Raw genomic sequence first — 17,226 nt, 5'->3', positions numbered from 1 at the left:
AGACTTACTGTTTAAGCCAGTGCTTTTGACGCCAACCAGAACAAACCAGCCGACAGCGCGATGGTCGCAGGCAGGGTCAAGACCCACGCCAGGATAATCGTGCGCACAGTGCCACTCTGCAAACCGCTTTTGTTTGCGACCATGGTCCCGGCGACGCCAGAGGACAGGATATGGGTGGTCGAAACCGGCAGGCTGAAAACGTTAGCCAGGCCGATGGCGCAGGTGGTGGTGATCTGTGCCGACATGCCTTGGGCATAGGTCATGCCTTGCTTGCCGATTTTTTCGCCGATGGTCAGTACCACGCGCTTCCAGCCAATCATGGTGCCCAGGCCCAACGCCAGGGCGACGGCGAGAATGACCCAGAACGGCGCATATTCAGTGGTGGCCGTCAGGTCTTTGCGCAGCTTCTCAAGGTCGGATTTTTCACGAGGCGCCAAGGTGGAAAGCTTGCCGACTTTTCGGGCGGTGTCATCCATGCAGAGCAGGTAGCGACGCACTTCGATGCGGCTTTCAGTCGACAGGGCGTGGTAATCGACGACACCTTTAAGCGTGTTGAGCAGGGCGTTGATGGTCGGCTCGGTTTGCGTCGGGTTGCAACTGAAGCGCTCCGGCAAGTCGCCATCCTTCGATTTGCCCAAGGCCAGGAACTCACTCAGGGTATCGGTATTGCGCTGATAGAACTGGCTCAGGTGCAGGGTTGCATCCCGGGTACGTTCGATCTGGTAGGTGGTGCTGCTCAGGTCGAGAACGAACTGGCTTGGCACGATACCAATCAACACCAGCATGATCAGGCCGATACCTTTCTGACCGTCGTTGGAGCCGTGCACGAAACTCACGGTCATGGCGGAAACCACCAATACCAGACGGTTCCAGAAAGGCGGGTGTTTCTTGTCATCGATCTTGCGGCGCTGCTCCGGCGTCTTGTGCATCTTGGACAGCGGGCGCCACCATTTCAGAATGAGCAGCAACAGACCTGCAACGATGAAGCCTGCCAGCGGCGAAAAGATCAGCGACGCGCCGATGTCGATCGCTTTTTGCCAGTTGACGCCGTCGGCCAGCGGAATACCGGTAATCAATGCGTTGGCGAGTCCGACACCCAGAATAGAGCCGATCAGGGTGTGCGAGCTGGACGCCGGAATCCCGAAATACCAAGTGCCGAGGTTCCAGGTAATCGCCGCCGCGAGCAGCGAGAACACCATGGCCAGGCCATGGCCGGTGTTCACGTTGATCAGCAGTTCGACGGGCAGCAGGTGGACGATGGCGTAGGCCACGCCTACACCGCCCAGCAATACACCGAGAAAATTGAACAAACCGGAAAAGAATACGGCCAGGTTGGGCGGCATGGCTTTGGTGTAAATGACAGTAGCTACCGCGTTAGCGGTGTCATGAAAGCCGTTGATGAACTCGAACGTGAGAACGAAGGCCAGGGCAAGCAGCAAGCTCACAAGTACCCAAGCATCTAGCCCGCTGAATAAATCGATCATGAAAATCTTCTGACCCGGTCGTAAGGGGGCGCGATTATGCCAGAAAACCCTATAAATCGATGCACTTGCTGCTCATCGGTTACATCATTAAACGAAATGGATGGCCACAGCTACCGCCCTCAAGGCTGTCGGGAAGACAGCTCTGCGTTCATCGTTGCCTCAAACCTCAGTAAAAACGGGCTCTGCGCCCATCAAGAAAGGGGCGCACCGCAAACCGCGACTGATTTTAGCCGCAAAGGCTAAGGTTCTTCCTTGAGGTCTTTTTCCATTTTTTGCAGTTCTTGCTTGAAAGCCTGATCGAGAAGGCTGGCTCTTTTGCGCCAAGGCTTACGTTCGGGCTCTGGTTGTGCGGCGTAGGTGGTGACTTCCCCGCCGTATACATCCTTGTAACGTTGTTCCTGGCGCTCAAGTTCCACGCGCAGTTCATCTTTCGTCACAGTGTTACCTAATAAAGTCGAGATTAATTCCGGTGACAGCGCAGAGCGCTGGAAGTGTTTACACCGTCTATGTCCAGTCTGCCGGGCTGTTTAAACAGTCGGACATTCCTTTACACACTACGTGTAAATACCTTCTTGCTGCTCGCGGCTACGGGCACCAGAAAAAACAGCTGTCGTAGCAACAGATATGGATTACAAGCGCGGTGGCTATCAATGGCTCGGCATCTCATCCGCGGACTGTCTGGATCGTGCACTGGGTCAGTGCAGGGTCCATGTGACTGGATCCACGCTTAGCGCGCTGGAGTTTCAATCACTGCGGGGCATTATAGCCAGTCGACCGAAGAACACTATCTCCAAGATGTTCGGTGCCGTCAACTTTATGTGCGTGTTTGTTACGACACGTCTTCCATCGGTACTCTTTTCTGTACGACAGTTCTGAAGTTTAGACGGCGATTGAATACCACTACAACTTCATGCCCGGGCCGCAGACTGTTTCCAATTGAGGATGATCAGTAGGGGCACGGGTATAAACCACGGTTTTCGCGGCTCAGAGCGCAGGGGCAGATTGGGCTCATCAGAAACAATAGCGCAGCGGTTCTTCCGTGGTGCCGGAAGAGGCTGCGTATCGGGTAGCGTTGCGCTCGTGTACGGCGCTGAAAGAAAACGGCCTCGCTTCGTGGGCAAGGCCGTACCGATGGACTTCTCGTGGGTACCTGACCAGTATTTCCAAGAAGCCACTTAAGCGGCGAGTGAAAGGTATAAGGATAAAGGCGACGGGTCAATTGCGATTATCGGTCATTGGTTCGATAATCGCCCGGGACGGGCCCGATGAATTCCTTAGTGAAGCGTTGTGAAGGGCTTTGTATCCGGCCTGAAAAGGCGTCGATAGGCGGTGTTTGGGATGAACGATCAACTGCGCAACTCATTTGCCTCGCTGGCGCCGCCGATTGTGGCGTCACCGGCCAAGCGGATTCAGGCGCTGACCGGCGACCCGGATTTCATGACGTCCCTGGCCAGAGGCCTGGCGGTGATCCATGCCTTTCAGGAACGTAAGCGTCAATTGACCATTGCCCAGATCAGCCACCGCACGGAAATCCCCCGCGCGGCGGTACGCCGTTGCCTGCATACATTGATCAAGCTGGGCTACGCCACCAGTGATGGCCGGACCTACTCGCTGCTGCCCAAAGTGCTGACGTTGGGGCATGCCTATCTGTCATCGACGCCGCTTGCGATCTCGGCCCAGCCTTATCTGGATCGCATGAGCGATCAATTGCATGAGGCCTGCAACATGGCGACCCTCGAAGGCGACGATATTCTGTATATCGCCCGCTCGGCCACGACCCAGCGATTGATCTCGGTGGACCTGTCGGTGGGCGGACGGTTGCCCGCCTATTGCACGTCCATGGGGCGAATACTGCTGGCCGCGCTGGACGATGTTTCGCTCGGTGAATACCTCGATCACGTCGACCTGCAACCTAAAACCAGTCGCACGTTATCAACACCCGAGGACTTGCTGGAATGCCTGCAACAGGTTCGCCAGCAGGGGTGGTGCATCGTTGACCAGGAACTCGAGCAAGGCCTGCGCTCGATTGCCGTCCCTGTCTATGACGCCTCCGGTCAGGTGTTGGCCGCACTCAACGTCAGCACCAGCGCTGGACGCGTGGCCCGCAGTGAACTGGAACAGCGCTTTCTGCCGATCATGCTCGATGCCAGCCGTGATCTGAGTACGCAGCTGTTTACCTGATGCTTTGAATACAGGGCGTCTGTTTGATCCCTTCGCTAAGGGCGACCACTTTAGTAGCCCCCTTTAATTTGTGCGATTAACGAACAGTTAGTCGATTATCGGATTGTTTGCCCCTCCGCTCAGGCATAACCTGATTCGCATTCCAGCGCAGCTCACTTGCGCTATTTATTGATTGTGATGCGAGATCGGGAGCAACTCCATGGCTGAAATTCTTTCTCTGCACGATGCCGTGAAGCAATTCGTCAACGATGGCGACATCGTTGCACTGGAAGGCTTCACCCATCTGATTCCCACTGCTGCGGGCCACGAAATCATTCGCCAGGGTAAAAAAGACCTGACCCTGGTGCGCATGACCCCCGACTTGATCTATGACCAATTGATCGGTGCCGGCTGTGCGAAAAAACTGATTTTCTCGTGGGGCGGCAACCCTGGTGTTGGCTCCTTGCATCGCCTGCGTGACGCGGTCGAGAAACAGTGGCCGCATGCGATGGAAATCGAAGAACACAGCCACGCGGACCTCGCCAACGCCTATGTTGCAGGTGCGTCCGGGCTGCCTTTCGCGGTGCTGCGTGCTTACGCCGGTTCTGATCTGCCCAAGGTCAACCCGATGATCAAAACGGTCACCTGCCCCTTCACCGGTGAAGTGCTGGCGGCGGTCCCGGCTGTGCGCCCTGACATCACGGTGATCCATGCGCAGAAGGCCGACCGTAAAGGCAACGTGCTGCTGTGGGGCATTCTGGGTGTGCAGAAAGAAGCGGCACTGGCGGCCAAACGCTGCATCGTCACGGTTGAAGAGATCGTTGACGACCTCAAGGCCCCGATGAACGCCTGCGTACTGCCGACCTGGGCCCTGAGCGCCGTCTGCCTGGTACCGGGTGGCGCACATCCATCCTATGCCCATGGTTACTACGAGCGTGATAACCGCTTCTATCAAGCCTGGGACGCTATTGCCCGCGACCGTGACAGCTTCACTGCGTGGATTGCCGAATATATTCACGGCACCGCTGATTTCAATGAATTCAAAGCCCGGTTGGCTAGCGTTTCGGAGGCTCAATAAATGACTTACACCACCAATGAAATGATGACAGTCGCGGCAGCCCGTCGTTTGAAGAACGGTTCGGTATGCTTCGTCGGCATCGGTCTGCCTTCCAAGGCCGCTAACCTGGCCCGCCTGACGTCCTCGCCGGATGTGGTGTTGATTTACGAATCCGGCCCGATCGGCGCCAAGCCGAACGTGCTGCCGCTGTCGATTGGCGACGGCGAACTGGCGGAAACCGCCGACACCGTCGTCTCTACCAGTGAGATTTTTCGCTACTGGCTGCAAGGTGGCCGGGTCGACGTAGGTTTTCTGGGCGCCGCTCAGGTTGACCGCTTCGGCAACATCAACACCACCGTGGTGGGCAGCTATGATAATCCGAAGGTCCGCTTGCCAGGGGCCGGCGGTGCGCCGGAGATTGCCGGTTCCGCGAAGCAAGTGTTGATCATCCTCAAGCAATCGGCGCGGGCGTTCGTCAACAAACTCGACTTCATCACGTCCGTCGGTCACGGCGAAGGCGGGGATTCGCGCAAGAGACTGGGCTTGCCCGGTGCTGGTCCTGTGGGGATCATCACCGACCTGTGCATCATGGAGCCTGAGGCAGGCACCCATGAGTTCGTGGTTACGACCCTGCACCCGGGCGTGACTCGCGAGCAAGTCATTGCCGCCACCGGTTGGGAAGTGCGCTTCGCCGAGAATGTCGTGTATTCGGCTGAACCTACTGAAACCGAATTGACTGCTTTGCGTGATCTGGAAGCGCGTACCGCCATCGCTCATGGTCAGGCACCGGGAGAAGCATGATGCGTGACGTTTATATCTGTGATGCGATTCGTACACCGATTGGCCGTTTTGGCGGTGGTCTGTCGACGGTACGTGCCGATGACCTGGCTGCGCTGCCGATCAAGGCGCTGATGGAGCGTAACCCGTCGGTGAACTGGGACGAGGTCGATGAAGTGTTTTTCGGCTGCGCGAATCAGGCCGGTGAAGACAACCGCAACGTGGCGCGCATGGCCGCTTTGTTGGCGGGCCTGCCGCAGAACATCCCCGGGGTGACCCTCAACCGTCTTTGCGCCTCGGGCATGGACGCGGTCGGTACAGCCTTCCGCGCCATCGCCAGCGGCGAGATGGAACTGGCGATTGCTGGCGGTGTTGAATCAATGTCCCGCGCGCCTTTCGTCATGGGCAAGGCTGATGCCGCGTTCTCGCGCAACATGAAACTGGAAGACACCACCATTGGCTGGCGCTTTATCAACCCGTTGATGAAGGCCCAGTACGGCGTCGATGCCATGCCGCAGACCGGCGACAACGTCGCTGATGACTATAAAATTTCGCGTGCTGATCAGGATGCTTTTGCTCTGCGCAGCCAGCAGCGCACGGCGGTGGCTCAGGCCGCAGGCTATTTCGCTGAAGAAATCGTGCCGGTGCGCGTTACGCACAAAAAAGGCGAAACCATTGTCGCGCACGATGAACACCCTCGTGCCGATACCAGCCTGGAAACCCTGAGCAAGCTCAAACCAGTCAACGGAGCGGACAAGACCGTCACCGCCGGCAATGCTTCAGGCGTCAATGATGGCGCGGCAGCCTTGATTCTGGCCTCTGCCGATGCCGTGAAAAAGCATGGTTTGACCGCACGGGCTCGGGTGCTGGGGATGGCCAGCGCGGCAGTCGCTCCGCGCGTCATGGGCATTGGTCCGGTGCCGGCAGTTCGCAAACTGGTCGAGCGTCTTGGCCTGGCCGTGACTGATTTCGATGTGATCGAACTCAACGAAGCCTTCGCCAGTCAGGGCCTGGCTGTGTTGCGTGAACTGGGTCTCGCCGACGATGCGCCGCAGGTCAATCCCAACGGCGGGGCGATTGCGTTGGGTCATCCTTTGGGCATGAGTGGCGCGCGTCTGATCCTGACAGCCTTGCATCAGCTGGAAAAAACCGGTGGCCGGAAAGGGCTGGCGACCATGTGCGTGGGAGTCGGGCAAGGCTTGGCGTTAGCCATCGAAAGAGTCTGATCACAACGTTTTCAAGCATCCAGGAAAGGACCGCCTCCACGACAGGCGGACCCTCTTCTGGATGATTGCGTTTTGAGAGGTCAGTCGATTACAGAATGTGTCTAGAATGGGGTGGTTACCCCTCAGAGTGAACTCCCAATGACAATAACAAGTACCACCGTCTCCGAGCCCGTGCATTACACCGGGGAGGAGCGTCGCAAGCGGATTTTTGCCATCGTCGGTGCCTCTTCGGGCAACTTGGTGGAGTGGTTCGACTTTTACGTCTATGCCTTCTGTGCCATTTATTTTGCGCCGGCCTTTTTCCCTTCCGACGATCCGACCGTGCAATTGCTTAACACGGCGGGCGTGTTCGCCGCCGGATTTCTGATGCGTCCGATCGGTGGCTGGCTGTTTGGCCGGGTGGCCGACAAGCACGGCCGCAAGAACTCCATGATGATCTCGGTGCTGATGATGTGCGGTGGCTCACTGGTCATCGCCTGCCTGCCGACCTACGGCACGATTGGCGCGTGGGCACCGGCCTTGCTATTGGTCGCCAGGCTGTTCCAGGGTTTGTCCGTGGGTGGCGAATACGGCACCACGGCGACTTACATGAGCGAGGTTGCGCTCAAAGGGCAGCGGGGCTTCTTCGCTTCGTTCCAGTACGTGACCCTGATCGGCGGCCAGTTGCTGGCCGTGTTGACGGTGGTCATCCTGCAGCAGTTCCTCAGCACTGAAGAGCTGCGTGCATATGGCTGGCGCATCCCGTTCGTGGTTGGCGCCATCGCTGCGGTAATTTCCCTGTTCCTGCGTCGCTCGCTCAAAGAAACCACGACGGCAGAAACGCGTAAGGACAAAGACGCCGGGAGCATGAGGGCGTTGTTCAGGGATCACAAAACGGCCTTTATCACCGTGCTTGGTTACACCGCCGGTGGTTCGCTGATTTTCTATACGTTTACCACCTATATGCAGAAATACCTGGTGAACACCGGGGGCATGGAAGCCAAGACCGCCAGTTACATCATGACCGGCGCGCTGTTCCTTTATATGTGCATGCAACCACTGTTTGGCATGTTGGCGGACAAGATCGGTCGCCGTAACTCGATGCTCTGGTTCGGCGCGCTGGGCACCCTGTGCACGGTGCCGATTCTGATGACGCTGAAAACCACGACCAATCCGTTCATGGCGTTTCTCCTGATCACCTTGGCGCTGGCGATTGTCAGCTTCTACACCTCGATCAGCGGTCTGGTAAAAGCCGAGATGTTCCCGCCTCAAGTGCGTGCATTAGGTGTCGGCGTGGCCTATGCCGTGGCCAACGCGATCTTTGGTGGCTCGGCTGAATACGTCGCGCTGAACCTGAAGAACATGGGCATGGAGAGCAACTTCTACTGGTACGTGACCGTCATGATGGCGATCGCTTTCCTGTTCAGCCTGCGCCTGCCGAAACAGCCGGCGTATTTGCACCACGATCACTGATCCATCCGCGCGCGTCCGGAAGGGCGCGCGTCATTCAGATTATGCGTTTATGTAACGCGCCCGAAGGAGGCTGCTGTGGGATTTGTACAACTTGCCGATGGTCAACTGCACTATCAACTTGATGGTCCGAAAGATGCGCCGGTACTGGTTTTGTCCAACTCGTTGGGCACCGACCTGCATATGTGGGACACCCAGCTACCGACCTTCGGCAAATATTTCCGTGTCCTGCGCTATGACACCCGCGGGCACGGTCGCTCGCTGGTGACGCCAGGCCCTTACAGTATTGAGCAGTTGGGTCAGGATGTGCTGGCGTTGCTCGACGGACTGAAGATTGAACAGGCGCATTTCTGCGGGTTGTCCATGGGCGGCCTGATTGGCCAATGGCTGGGCATTCATGCCAATGAGCGGCTGCACAAGCTAGTGCTGTGCAACACCGCGGCTAAAATCGGCGGTCCCGAGTCCTGGGATCCGCGAATTGAAACGGTGCTGCGCGATGGTCCGGCGGCCATGGTCGCGTTGCGTGATGCGTCAATCGCCCGCTGGTTCACGCCTGAGTACGCCGCCTCCCACCCGGATCAGGCCACGCGCATTACCGATATGCTCGCGGCAACCTCGCCCGAAGGTTATGCCGCAAACTGCGCCGCCGTGCGCGATGCGGACTTCCGTGAGGATCTGGGTTCGATCAGCGCACCGACACTGATCATTTCCGGTATCCACGACCCGGTGACGCCGCCTGCGGGTGGGCGTTTTATCCACGACCATATCGATGGCGCCGAGTACGAAGAAGTCCACGCGGCGCACCTGTCCAACGTAGAGGCGGGCGAGGTGTTTACCAGTCGGGTGTTGGCGTTTTTGTTGAGCTGAGGCAGGATCGAGGCAACGGGGTATCACACCCCATAAAAAACCCACCAGACGGTGGGTTTTTTATGCGCTGCTGAAACTAGAACAGTCTGGTTTCAGGCACATCGCCGGTCGCAGGTTTGGCCTGTCCGGTCTGTTCGTACCAACCGCCACCCAAGGCTTTGTACAGATTGACCTCGCTGACCAGTTGCGAGAGGCGGTCAGTGATCAATGACTGTTGCGCACTGAACAGCGAGCGCTGGGCGTCGAGGAATGTCAGGTTGCTGTCGATCCCGATCCGGTAACGACGCTCGGCCAGACGGTAGTAGTCCTGGTTGGCGGCAACCAGATCACGCTGGGCCTTGAGCTGGTCGTTGTAGGTCTGGCGCGAGGCCAGCCCGTCGGAGACTTCCTGGAACGCGGTCTGAATGGTCTTTTCGTAATTGGCGACGCCGATGTCTTTCTGGATTTTCGAGTAATCCAGGCTGGCCCGCAGGCTGCCAGCATTGAAAATCGGCAGATTGATTTTCGGCGAGAACAACCAGGTGCCCGAGCCGCCATTGAACAGCCCGGACAGGTCAGGGCTGGCGGTACCGGCATTGGCTGTCAGGGTGATGCTCGGGAAGAACGCGGCGCGCGCTGCGCCGATGTTGGCGTTGGAGGCCTTGAGCTGGTGCTCGGCTTCAAGGATGTCCGGGCGCCGTTGCAGCAAGTCCGACGGCAAGCCCGCCGGCATTTTGCTGAGCAGGTCGGCACTGAGCGGCTGGCTTGCAGGCAGGTTGGCCGGTAGGCCGGTGCCCAGCAGCAGCGTCAGGTTGTTCTGGTCTTGAGCGACCAGCCGTTGGTACTGCGCCAGTTTGACCCGGGCGCCTTCTACCGATGTCCGCGACTGGCTCACGTCCAGCGCCGAAGCCACGCCGACTTCATTGCTGCGCGCGGTGAGCCGGTAGCTTTCTTCGAACGCTTTAAGCGTGTCCTGGGTCAGCTTGAGCTGTTCCTTGTCTGCTTCCCAGACCAGGTAGGCATTGGCGACGCTGGCCACCAGGCTGATCTGCGTGCTGCGGCGAGCTTCCTCGCTGGAGAAGTAAGTCTCCAGCGCTTGCTCGCTGAGGCTGCGTACGCGGCCGAACAGATCCAGCTCATAGGCGCTGATGCCCAGGGTCGCCGAATATTGACTGGTGATGCCCGCTTTGCCACTGGTGGACAGGTCGGCCGGAACGCGTTGGCGGCTGCCGCTGCCATCGGCCGAAACGGCCGGGAACAGGTCAGCGCGCTGGATGCGATATTGCGCACGGTAGGCGTCGATGTTCAGGGCCGCGACACGCAGGTCACGGTTGTTGACCAGCGCGGTCTCGATCAGCTGTTGCAGGGCCGGGTCTTGAAAAAACTGACGCCAGCCTTGTTCGGCAGCGGCGACCGCGGCCGATTCGGTTGGCGAATACGCCGGGCCTTGCGGCCATTGCGCCGGCACCGGCGCTGCTGGCTGATTGTAATCGGGGATCAACGAGCAGCCGCCAAGAATGAACGCGGTGACTGCCAGAGCGATCAGGGACTTGCTCATTGGCCAGCCTCATCGTGTGGAGTTTCTGTCGGTTTTACCTTGCTTTTGAACAGCGAGGATATCGAAACAAAGAACAATGGCACCCAGAAAATCGCCAGGACCGTGGCCGTAATCATACCGCCGATTACCCCGGTACCGATCGAGTGCTGGCTGCCCGAGCCTGCGCCCGTGGAAATCGCCAGCGGGACCACACCGAGGATGAACGCCATAGACGTCATCACGATTGGCCTCAACCGCATGCGGCAGGCTTCAATCGCCGCTTCGGTATAGCTTTTCCCCTGCTCATGCAGTTCCTTGGCGAACTCGACGATCAGAATGGCGTTCTTCGCCGACAGACCAACGGTCACCAACAGGCCTACCTGGAAGAATACGTCGTTGGACAGGCCGCGCATGCTGGTGGCTATCAACGCACCGATAACCCCCAGTGGCACCACCAGCATGACCGAGATAGGAATCGACCAGCTTTCATACAAGGCTGCCAGACAGAGGAACACCACCAGCAGCGACAGGGCGTACAGCGCTGGCGCCTGAGAGCCGGACAGACGTTCTTCATAGGACAGACCGGTCCATGAGTAACCGATACCGGCCGGGAGTTTTTTGATGATGGACTCGACTTCGTCCATGGCCTGCCCGGTGCTATAACCCGGCGCTGGCACCCCCAGTATCTCTTCAGCCGTTACGCCGTTGTAACGCGACAGTTTCGGCGAGCCATACACCCACTGGCCACTGGCAAAGGAGGCGAAGGGCACCATCTCGCCGGTAGCGTTGCGCACATACCACTTCTTCAAGTCTTCAGGTGACATCCGGCTGCCGGCTTCACCCTGAATGTAGACTTTCTTGACCCGACCGCGGTCGATGAAGTCATTGACGTAATTGCCACCCAGAGCAATCGACAGCGTGGTGTTGATGTCCAGCATCGTCACGCCCAAGGCATTGGCGCGTTCGTCATCGATGACCAGTTGGTACTGCGGCTCATCGTTCAGACCGTTGGGGCGCACGCCTGCAAGAATCTTGCTTTGGGCGGCCAGACCGAGGAACTGGTTACGGGCTTCCATCAGCTTGGCATGACCGAGCCCTGCCTGATCTTGCAAGTAAAGGTCGAAACCTGTGGCGTTACCCAGTTCCAGTACCGAGGGTGGAACGACAGCGAATGTCATCGAGTCGCGGAAGCTGAAGAAGTGTGCCTGGGCACGCTTGGCCAACGCGAACACGCTGTTCTCGGCCGTGCGCTCGCCCCAGGGTTTGAGCATGATAAACGCGAGGCCCGAACTTTGGCCGCGACCGGCGAAGTTGAAACCGTTCACGGTGAACACCGACTTGACCCCTGCGCCTTCCTCATCGAGCAGGTAGCTACGCATGTTGTCGAGTACGGTTTGCGTGCGCTCTGAGGATGAGCCCGCGGGTGTCTGCACCTGGGCGAAGATCACGCCCTGGTCTTCTTCTGGCAGGAACGCGCTCGGGATGCTGTTGAACATCCAGACCATCCCGGCAAAGATCAGCGCGTAGGCCAGATAAGCCGGAGTTTTGTGCTTGATCATGTTGCCGACGCCGCGCTCGTAACTCAGTACGCTGCGGTCGAAGGTGCGGTTGAACCAGCCGAAAAAGCCACGCTTGGGTTGGCCGTGTTTTTCGTGGTCGATCGGTTTGAGCAGGGTTGCACACAACGCTGGCGTGAAGATCAGGGCAACCAGCACCGAGAGCGCCATGGCTGAAACGATGGTGATCGAGAACTGTTTGTAGATCACCCCTGTAGAGCCGCCGAAGAACGCCATTGGCAGCAGAACCGCCGACAGTACCAAGGCAATACCGACCAGAGCCCCTTGAATCTGACCCATGGATTTTCGCGTGGCGTCTCTGGGGGACAGTTTTTCTTCGGCCATTACCCGTTCGACGTTCTCCACCACCACAATCGCATCGTCCACCAGCAAGCCGATGGCCAGCACCATGCCGAACATGGTCAGAGTGTTGATGGTGAAGCCCGCCGCCGCGAGGACACCGAACGTACCGAGCAATACCACGGGCACTGTCATCGTGGTGATGATCGTGGCCCGCAAGTTCTGCAGGAACAGGTACATCACCAGGAACACCAGAACGATGGCTTCGACCAGGGTGTGGATTACACCCGAGATCGATTCAGTGACGACTGGCGTGGTGTCATACGGATACACCGCTTTCATGCCAGGCGGAAAGAAAGGTTCCAGTTGGGCAATCGTGGTGCGGATCGCTTTCGCGGTGTCCAGTGCGTTGGCACCTGTGGCCAGCTTAATGGCAAGGCCGGAAGCCGCTTTGCCGTTGAACTGGGCACTGACGCTGTAGTTCTCGCCCCCCAGACCGACGCTGGCGACATCTTTCAGGCGTACCTGGGAGCCATCAAGATTGACCTTGAGCAGGATTTTTTCGAACTGCTCGGCTGTTTGCAGGCGGGTTTTGCCAATGATGGTGGCGTTCAGTTGTTGGCCGGGAAGTGCTGGTAGACCGCCGATCTGACCCGATGAAACCTGAACGTTCTGTGCCGTGATAGCGGCTTTAACGTCCACCGGTGTCAGTTGGAAGTTGTTCAGCTTGGCCGGATCCAGCCAGATACGCATGGCGTACTGGGCACCGAAGACCTGGAAGTCACCGACACCGGAGGTCCGTGAGATAGGGTCTTGCATGTTCGATACGATGTAGTTGGCCAGGTCGTCCTTGGTCATGCTGCCGTCTTCAGACACCAAACCGACGACCATCAGGAAGTTTTTCACCGCCTTGGTTACACGAATACCTTGCTGCTGAACTTCTTGCGGCAGCAGGGGTGTTGCCAGGTTCAGTTTGTTCTGGACCTGAACCTGCGCGATATCAGGGTTGGTGCCCTGATTGAACGTCGCAGTGATGGTCATGCTGCCATCGGAGTTACTTTCAGAACCGACATACCGCAGGTTGTCGATACCGTTGAGTTGTTGTTCGATGACCTGAACCACGGTGTCCTGCACGGTCTGTGCAGACGCGCCTGGGTAGGTCACCTGGATCGCGATGGCGGGCGGTGCAATGGCCGGGTATTGGTTGATCGGCAGTTTGAGGATCGAGAGTGCCCCGACCAACATGATGATCAGGGCAACTACCCAGGCAAAGATTGGACGGTCGATAAAAAATTTCGACATGAATTACTCCCCTTTACTGCTCGCGGCTTTTTCAGTGGCCGGTGCAGGTGCCGGGTTTGCTGCCTTGACGTTGGTCGCTTCGGCGACCTTCACTTCAGCGCCTGGTTTGACGTACTGCAGACCTTCGGTAATGACACGGTCACCCGGGTTCAGGCCGCTTTCGACCAGCCAGTCGTTGCCAACGGTGCGCGAGGCCACAAGGGTGCGCAGTTCGACCTTGTTGTCCTTGTTCACGATCAGCGAGGTCGGCGTGCCTTTCAGGTCGCGTGTGACGCCCTGTTGCGGAACCAGAATCGCGGCTTTGTTCACGCCAGACTGCAGCTGAGCATGCACGAACATGCCTGGCAGCAAGGTGTGAGCCGGGTTCGGGAACTTGGCGCGCAGGGTGACGGAGCCTGTGGTCTGATCGACCGAGACTTCCGAGAACTCCAGCTTGCCTTCGAGCGGATAGGGGCTGTTGTCTTCCAGGGTCAATTTGACCTTGGCCGCGTTTTCTCCGGCTTTTTGCAGTTGACCGCCTTCAAGTTCATGCCGCAGCTTGAGCATGTCGGTCGAAGACTGGACAACGTCGACGTAGATCGGGTCCAGTTGCTGAATCACTGCCATGGCGTTGGTCTGGGCGTTATTGACCAGTGCGCCTTCGGTGACGGCAGAGCGGCCGATACGCCCGGAGATCGGGGCGAGCACTTTGGTATAGCGCAAGTTGATCTGAGCGGTCTGCAGGGCTGCCTGTGCTTCCAGGGCGGAGGCTTGTGCCGTGTCGTATTCCTGGCGGCTCACCGCCTGCTCGTTAACCAACTGCTTATAACGATCAGCCAGCGATTTTGCCGACTGCAGGGTCGCCTTGGCACTGTTGGCCGTCGCTTCGTAAAGCGCCGGGTCGATCTGGTAAAGCTGCTCGCCAGCCTTGACGTCACCGCCTTCAGTGAACAACCGCTTGAGAATGATGCCGTTGACCTGAGGACGCACTTCAGCAATGCGGTACGCCGTGGTACGGCCCGGCAGCTCAGTGGTCAGGGTATAAGCTTGCGTTTGCAGGGTAACGACACCGACCTGAGGAGGGGGCGGCGCTGGCGCAGCCTCTTGCTTTTTATTGCATCCGCTGAGCAGTGTTGCCAGGGCGACGGCAGTGACCAGAACGGTAACAGCTGGCTTGAATTGCATGAAGATCCTCGGCTCAGGAGCTTGAGTTGCTCAAGAAAGTAAAAAGGTGAAAAAAGGGGTGACTAGATAAGTAGCATGCTAAGGAATATACTTACGTTCATGGTTGTTTGTAAATACCCTGTCCTGCGACACTCCAGCACGGCAAGGCATGAAAGTAGGTCCGGGACAAGGCAATACAAAGGCTGCCCGGTGCAGTCGCAGGCCGATTGACGTCATCAGCTTGCGACATTTTGATTGAGGTTTTACTGCCATGGTTCGTCGCACCAAAGAGGAAGCTCAGGAAACCCGAAGCCAGATTCTGGAAGCTGCCGAGAACGCGTTCTATGAGCGGGGGGTGGCCCGTACCACGCTCGCGGACATCGCCAAGCTTGCGGGTGTGACTCGTGGCGCTATTTATTGGCACTTCAGCAATAAGGCGGATCTGGTTCAGGCGATGCTCGACAGCCTGCATGAGCCGCTCGATGAAATGGCCAAAGCCAGCGAAAGTGAAGACGAAATCGACCCGCTGGGTTGCATGCGAAAATTGCTGATTCATTTGTTTCATCAAGTTGCACTGGACCCTAAAACCCGTCGCATCAATGAAATTCTGTTTCACAAATGCGAATTCACCGATGAAATGTGTGACATGCGGCGACAGCGTCAAGCTGCAGCCCTCGACTGCAATGACCGCATCGGGCTGGCCCTGAACAATGCCGTGCGTAAAGGCCAATTGCCTGCCGATCTGAACACCGCACGCGCCTCGATCTGTCTGCATGCCTATATAGATGGCATTCTTGGCCAGTGGTTGCTGATCCCGGACAGCTTTGCGCTCTGTAAAGAGGCCGAGCAACTGGTGGATGCCGTTCTGGACATGCTTCGCTTGAGCCCCGCGTTACGTCATTGAACGGTGCCAAGGCAGCGCTATCCGAACGAATATAACCGGATGGCGCTTGGCCTGTATTTATATCTTCCTGCACCTTGTCTGGACAGTTAGTTTACTAAGTATTTACCTACCTTTTTGCCCGCGTGCGTGGGCATGCAGAACGTCCTGCTGCCCACGGGTCTGCGCTGCCATGTCTCGGAAATGATGAGAAAGTCGCTGTTCTTGTAGGAAATGAGTAGGACACTTCTTGATATGCGTGGCTGATTTCCCAAAGTAATTTCCGCGTATTGCCCCTCTCCAAAAGACCCTCCACTCTCCGCAGTCAGAAAACTTCAGATTGAGAGGACAGGGCATGTCAGAAATTGTCTCTGATGACGTAAGCCCGTTGGATCGGCTCAGGTATCAGGCTGCGAGTCTGGCGATCAACTCTGCTGAAGGCGATCCAGTCGTTCGCCTAGGGCTGATTACCACGCTCTACTTCAGGCACGGCCACACATTGGAAACCAAGCAGCGGATAGACGAATGTTTCGTCTGGTTTCGTCAGCAATTCAAAGCCAGGCTCAAATGGCAGTTCTACAAGCACCTGCGCAAAATGACGCCCAGCAGCTTTGCCGGTTGTCGACGCAAGATTCTCGACAGTTCGCCTGACGAGCAATTTATCTGGTCGATTGGCAGTGGCACGCTGCAAGACACTGCCGAATATCGACTGTTTGTCATGAACACGCCCCAAAGCCACGCCGACATTGATCGCTCCTGTCTGAAAATGGTCTTGCCGTTGTCAATGCTGCTTGAGCCCGATGGCGCTCAACGCTATGAATGCTGGCTTAAATACCTGTGTGATCAGGTGCATGCAGAGCATGGCTATGGCGGTTTGGCGTGCGTGTTTCCTGATGACGGCCATCACTACTTCCCGTTGGAATACCAACTGGCGCAGAAATACACCGGCCTGATGGTCGATCCCTTGCCGCATATAGACAGCTTGCGCTTGCTCGACCACATCAAAGGGGTGAATTGGTACACGATTATTGGTAACCGCTTTGTCGCGCGGTTGGGCGGCAGCGATGCATTGCGCCGACAGCTCAGCCGTTGCAGTAACGTCGTTTTTCATGCCTATAACGATGGCTTGATCATCCGCGCCGGCGCCTTGCCGGAGCTGGGCGGCCAGGGTGAGGCGTCGCCAGCGGCTTACGTTGATGTGAACACGGCGCTCAAATCGATACGGGTTCAGGACACCGGCTGCCTGCACCCTTATCCCGTGCATGGAGGCTTCAGCGAAGCGTCCACCGCGCGGTGGTATGCGCGCTTCGACGAACAGCCCAAGCCTGCGCTTAATGCGGGTGACTCCTGCACGCACACCGGTTACTGGTTCAGCAACGCCACGGCGCGCTCGCGGCGATTGTTTACCGAAGGTGAAATCATGCCGGCTTTCCCGCACTTGAAAGCCGGGCGGGCTCAATGGTTTTGGGTGGAAGGGGCTGAGTAATAGTGCACTTCCCCATCAGCCGT

13 protein-coding genes are annotated in these 17,226 nt (G+C 57.7%); 8 read left to right on the top strand and 5 right to left on the bottom strand.

The window, feature by feature from the left end; translation table 11 throughout:
- Nucleotides 1–11: 11 nt before the first annotated feature.
- Nucleotides 12–1,484 carry an inorganic phosphate transporter gene (locus tag K0F75_RS12540; RefSeq protein ID WP_219062181.1) on the bottom strand — a complete coding sequence of 491 codons (1,473 nt, stop codon included), beginning with the start codon at nucleotides 1,482–1,484 and terminating at the stop codon, nucleotides 12–14.
- 239 nt (nucleotides 1,485–1,723) lie between these two features.
- On the bottom strand, nucleotides 1,724–1,921 hold the full coding sequence (locus K0F75_RS12535; protein WP_219062180.1) for a hypothetical protein: 198 nt from the start codon (nucleotides 1,919–1,921) through the stop codon (nucleotides 1,724–1,726).
- Nucleotides 1,922–2,822: 901 nt separating this feature from the next.
- Here K0F75_RS12535 and pcaR point away from each other — a divergent pair.
- The 6 genes from pcaR (at nucleotide 2,823) to pcaD (ending at nucleotide 9,020) form a co-directional block, all read left to right on the top strand.
- Complete coding sequence (gene pcaR, locus K0F75_RS12530; protein ID WP_219062179.1) at nucleotides 2,823–3,665, top strand: pca regulon transcriptional regulator PcaR; 843 nt, start codon at nucleotides 2,823–2,825, stop codon at nucleotides 3,663–3,665.
- Nucleotides 3,666–3,864: 199 nt separating this feature from the next.
- A complete protein-coding gene (locus tag K0F75_RS12525; protein WP_219062178.1) occupies nucleotides 3,865–4,722 on the top strand; it encodes a CoA transferase subunit A in 858 nt (285 codons plus the stop codon).
- Nucleotides 4,723–5,502 carry a CoA-transferase subunit beta gene (locus K0F75_RS12520; protein WP_219062177.1) on the top strand — a complete coding sequence of 260 codons (780 nt, stop codon included), beginning with the start codon at nucleotides 4,723–4,725 and terminating at the stop codon, nucleotides 5,500–5,502.
- A complete protein-coding gene (pcaF, locus tag K0F75_RS12515; RefSeq protein WP_219062176.1) occupies nucleotides 5,499–6,704 on the top strand; it encodes a 3-oxoadipyl-CoA thiolase in 1,206 nt (401 codons plus the stop codon). The genes K0F75_RS12520 and pcaF overlap by 4 nt, the downstream gene beginning before the upstream one ends.
- Before the next feature lie 138 nt (nucleotides 6,705–6,842).
- Complete coding sequence (locus K0F75_RS12510; RefSeq protein ID WP_219062175.1) at nucleotides 6,843–8,156, top strand: MFS family transporter; 1,314 nt, start codon at nucleotides 6,843–6,845, stop codon at nucleotides 8,154–8,156.
- A 75-nt stretch (nucleotides 8,157–8,231) separates the two neighbouring features.
- Nucleotides 8,232–9,020 (top strand): 3-oxoadipate enol-lactonase, encoded by a 789-nt coding sequence (pcaD, locus tag K0F75_RS12505; RefSeq protein ID WP_219062174.1) that lies wholly within the window; start codon nucleotides 8,232–8,234, stop codon nucleotides 9,018–9,020.
- Between the two features lie 76 nt (nucleotides 9,021–9,096).
- Here pcaD and adeC read toward each other — a convergent pair whose 3' ends face one another.
- From adeC to K0F75_RS12490, 3 genes are read right to left on the bottom strand one after another with little or no spacing between them, the layout of a single operon-like run.
- Nucleotides 9,097–10,557: an AdeC/AdeK/OprM family multidrug efflux complex outer membrane factor gene (adeC, locus tag K0F75_RS12500; protein WP_219062173.1), complete on the bottom strand. Its 1,461-nt coding sequence runs from the start codon at nucleotides 10,555–10,557 to the stop codon at nucleotides 9,097–9,099.
- Nucleotides 10,554–13,694 (bottom strand): efflux RND transporter permease subunit, encoded by a 3,141-nt coding sequence (locus tag K0F75_RS12495; RefSeq protein WP_219062172.1) that lies wholly within the window; start codon nucleotides 13,692–13,694, stop codon nucleotides 10,554–10,556. The genes adeC and K0F75_RS12495 overlap by 4 nt, the downstream gene beginning before the upstream one ends.
- Nucleotides 13,695–13,697: 3 nt before the next feature.
- The gene (locus K0F75_RS12490) at nucleotides 13,698–14,858 is read right to left on the bottom strand and encodes an efflux RND transporter periplasmic adaptor subunit (RefSeq protein WP_219062171.1); all 1,161 of its coding nucleotides are present in this window, start codon (nucleotides 14,856–14,858) and stop codon (nucleotides 13,698–13,700) included.
- A gap of 250 nt (nucleotides 14,859–15,108) precedes the next feature.
- Here K0F75_RS12490 and K0F75_RS12485 point away from each other — a divergent pair, with 250 nt between their 5' ends.
- Together K0F75_RS12485 and K0F75_RS12480 are read left to right on the top strand one after the other, a co-directional pair.
- The gene (locus tag K0F75_RS12485) at nucleotides 15,109–15,741 is read left to right on the top strand and encodes a TetR family transcriptional regulator (RefSeq protein ID WP_219062170.1); all 633 of its coding nucleotides are present in this window, start codon (nucleotides 15,109–15,111) and stop codon (nucleotides 15,739–15,741) included.
- A gap of 331 nt (nucleotides 15,742–16,072) precedes the next feature.
- Nucleotides 16,073–17,203, top strand: coding sequence for a DUF3396 domain-containing protein (locus K0F75_RS12480; RefSeq protein WP_219062169.1), 1,131 nt, complete (start codon nucleotides 16,073–16,075; stop codon nucleotides 17,201–17,203).
- Nucleotides 17,204–17,226: the final 23 nt, after the last annotated feature.

This window comes from Pseudomonas sp. UMAB-08, from assembly GCF_900095225.1.
GTDB lineage: Bacteria > Pseudomonadota > Gammaproteobacteria > Pseudomonadales > Pseudomonadaceae > Aquipseudomonas.
The sequence above is the reverse complement of the archived record's forward strand: the minus strand, read 5'-3'. Positions and strand labels throughout refer to the sequence as shown.

Excerpts from the sequence above, each read along its gene's own strand:
- K0F75_RS12490 (WP_219062171.1), bottom strand. The coding sequence starts at position 14,858 with ATGCAATTCAAGCCAGCTGTTACCGTTCTGGTCACTGCCGTCGCCCTG.
- K0F75_RS12540 (WP_219062181.1), bottom strand. The coding sequence starts at position 1,484 with ATGATCGATTTATTCAGCGGGCTAGATGCTTGGGTACTTGTGAGCTTG.
- adeC (WP_219062173.1), bottom strand. The coding sequence starts at position 10,557 with ATGAGCAAGTCCCTGATCGCTCTGGCAGTCACCGCGTTCATTCTTGGC.
- pcaF (WP_219062176.1), top strand. The coding sequence starts at position 5,499 with ATGATGCGTGACGTTTATATCTGTGATGCGATTCGTACACCGATTGGC.
- pcaR (WP_219062179.1), top strand. The coding sequence starts at position 2,823 with ATGAACGATCAACTGCGCAACTCATTTGCCTCGCTGGCGCCGCCGATT.
- K0F75_RS12510 (WP_219062175.1), top strand. The coding sequence starts at position 6,843 with ATGACAATAACAAGTACCACCGTCTCCGAGCCCGTGCATTACACCGGG.
- K0F75_RS12480 (WP_219062169.1), top strand. The coding sequence starts at position 16,073 with ATGTCAGAAATTGTCTCTGATGACGTAAGCCCGTTGGATCGGCTCAGG.
- K0F75_RS12495 (WP_219062172.1), bottom strand. The coding sequence starts at position 13,694 with ATGTCGAAATTTTTTATCGACCGTCCAATCTTTGCCTGGGTAGTTGCC.
- K0F75_RS12525 (WP_219062178.1), top strand. The coding sequence starts at position 3,865 with ATGGCTGAAATTCTTTCTCTGCACGATGCCGTGAAGCAATTCGTCAAC.
- K0F75_RS12485 (WP_219062170.1), top strand. The coding sequence starts at position 15,109 with ATGGTTCGTCGCACCAAAGAGGAAGCTCAGGAAACCCGAAGCCAGATT.
- K0F75_RS12520 (WP_219062177.1), top strand. The coding sequence starts at position 4,723 with ATGACTTACACCACCAATGAAATGATGACAGTCGCGGCAGCCCGTCGT.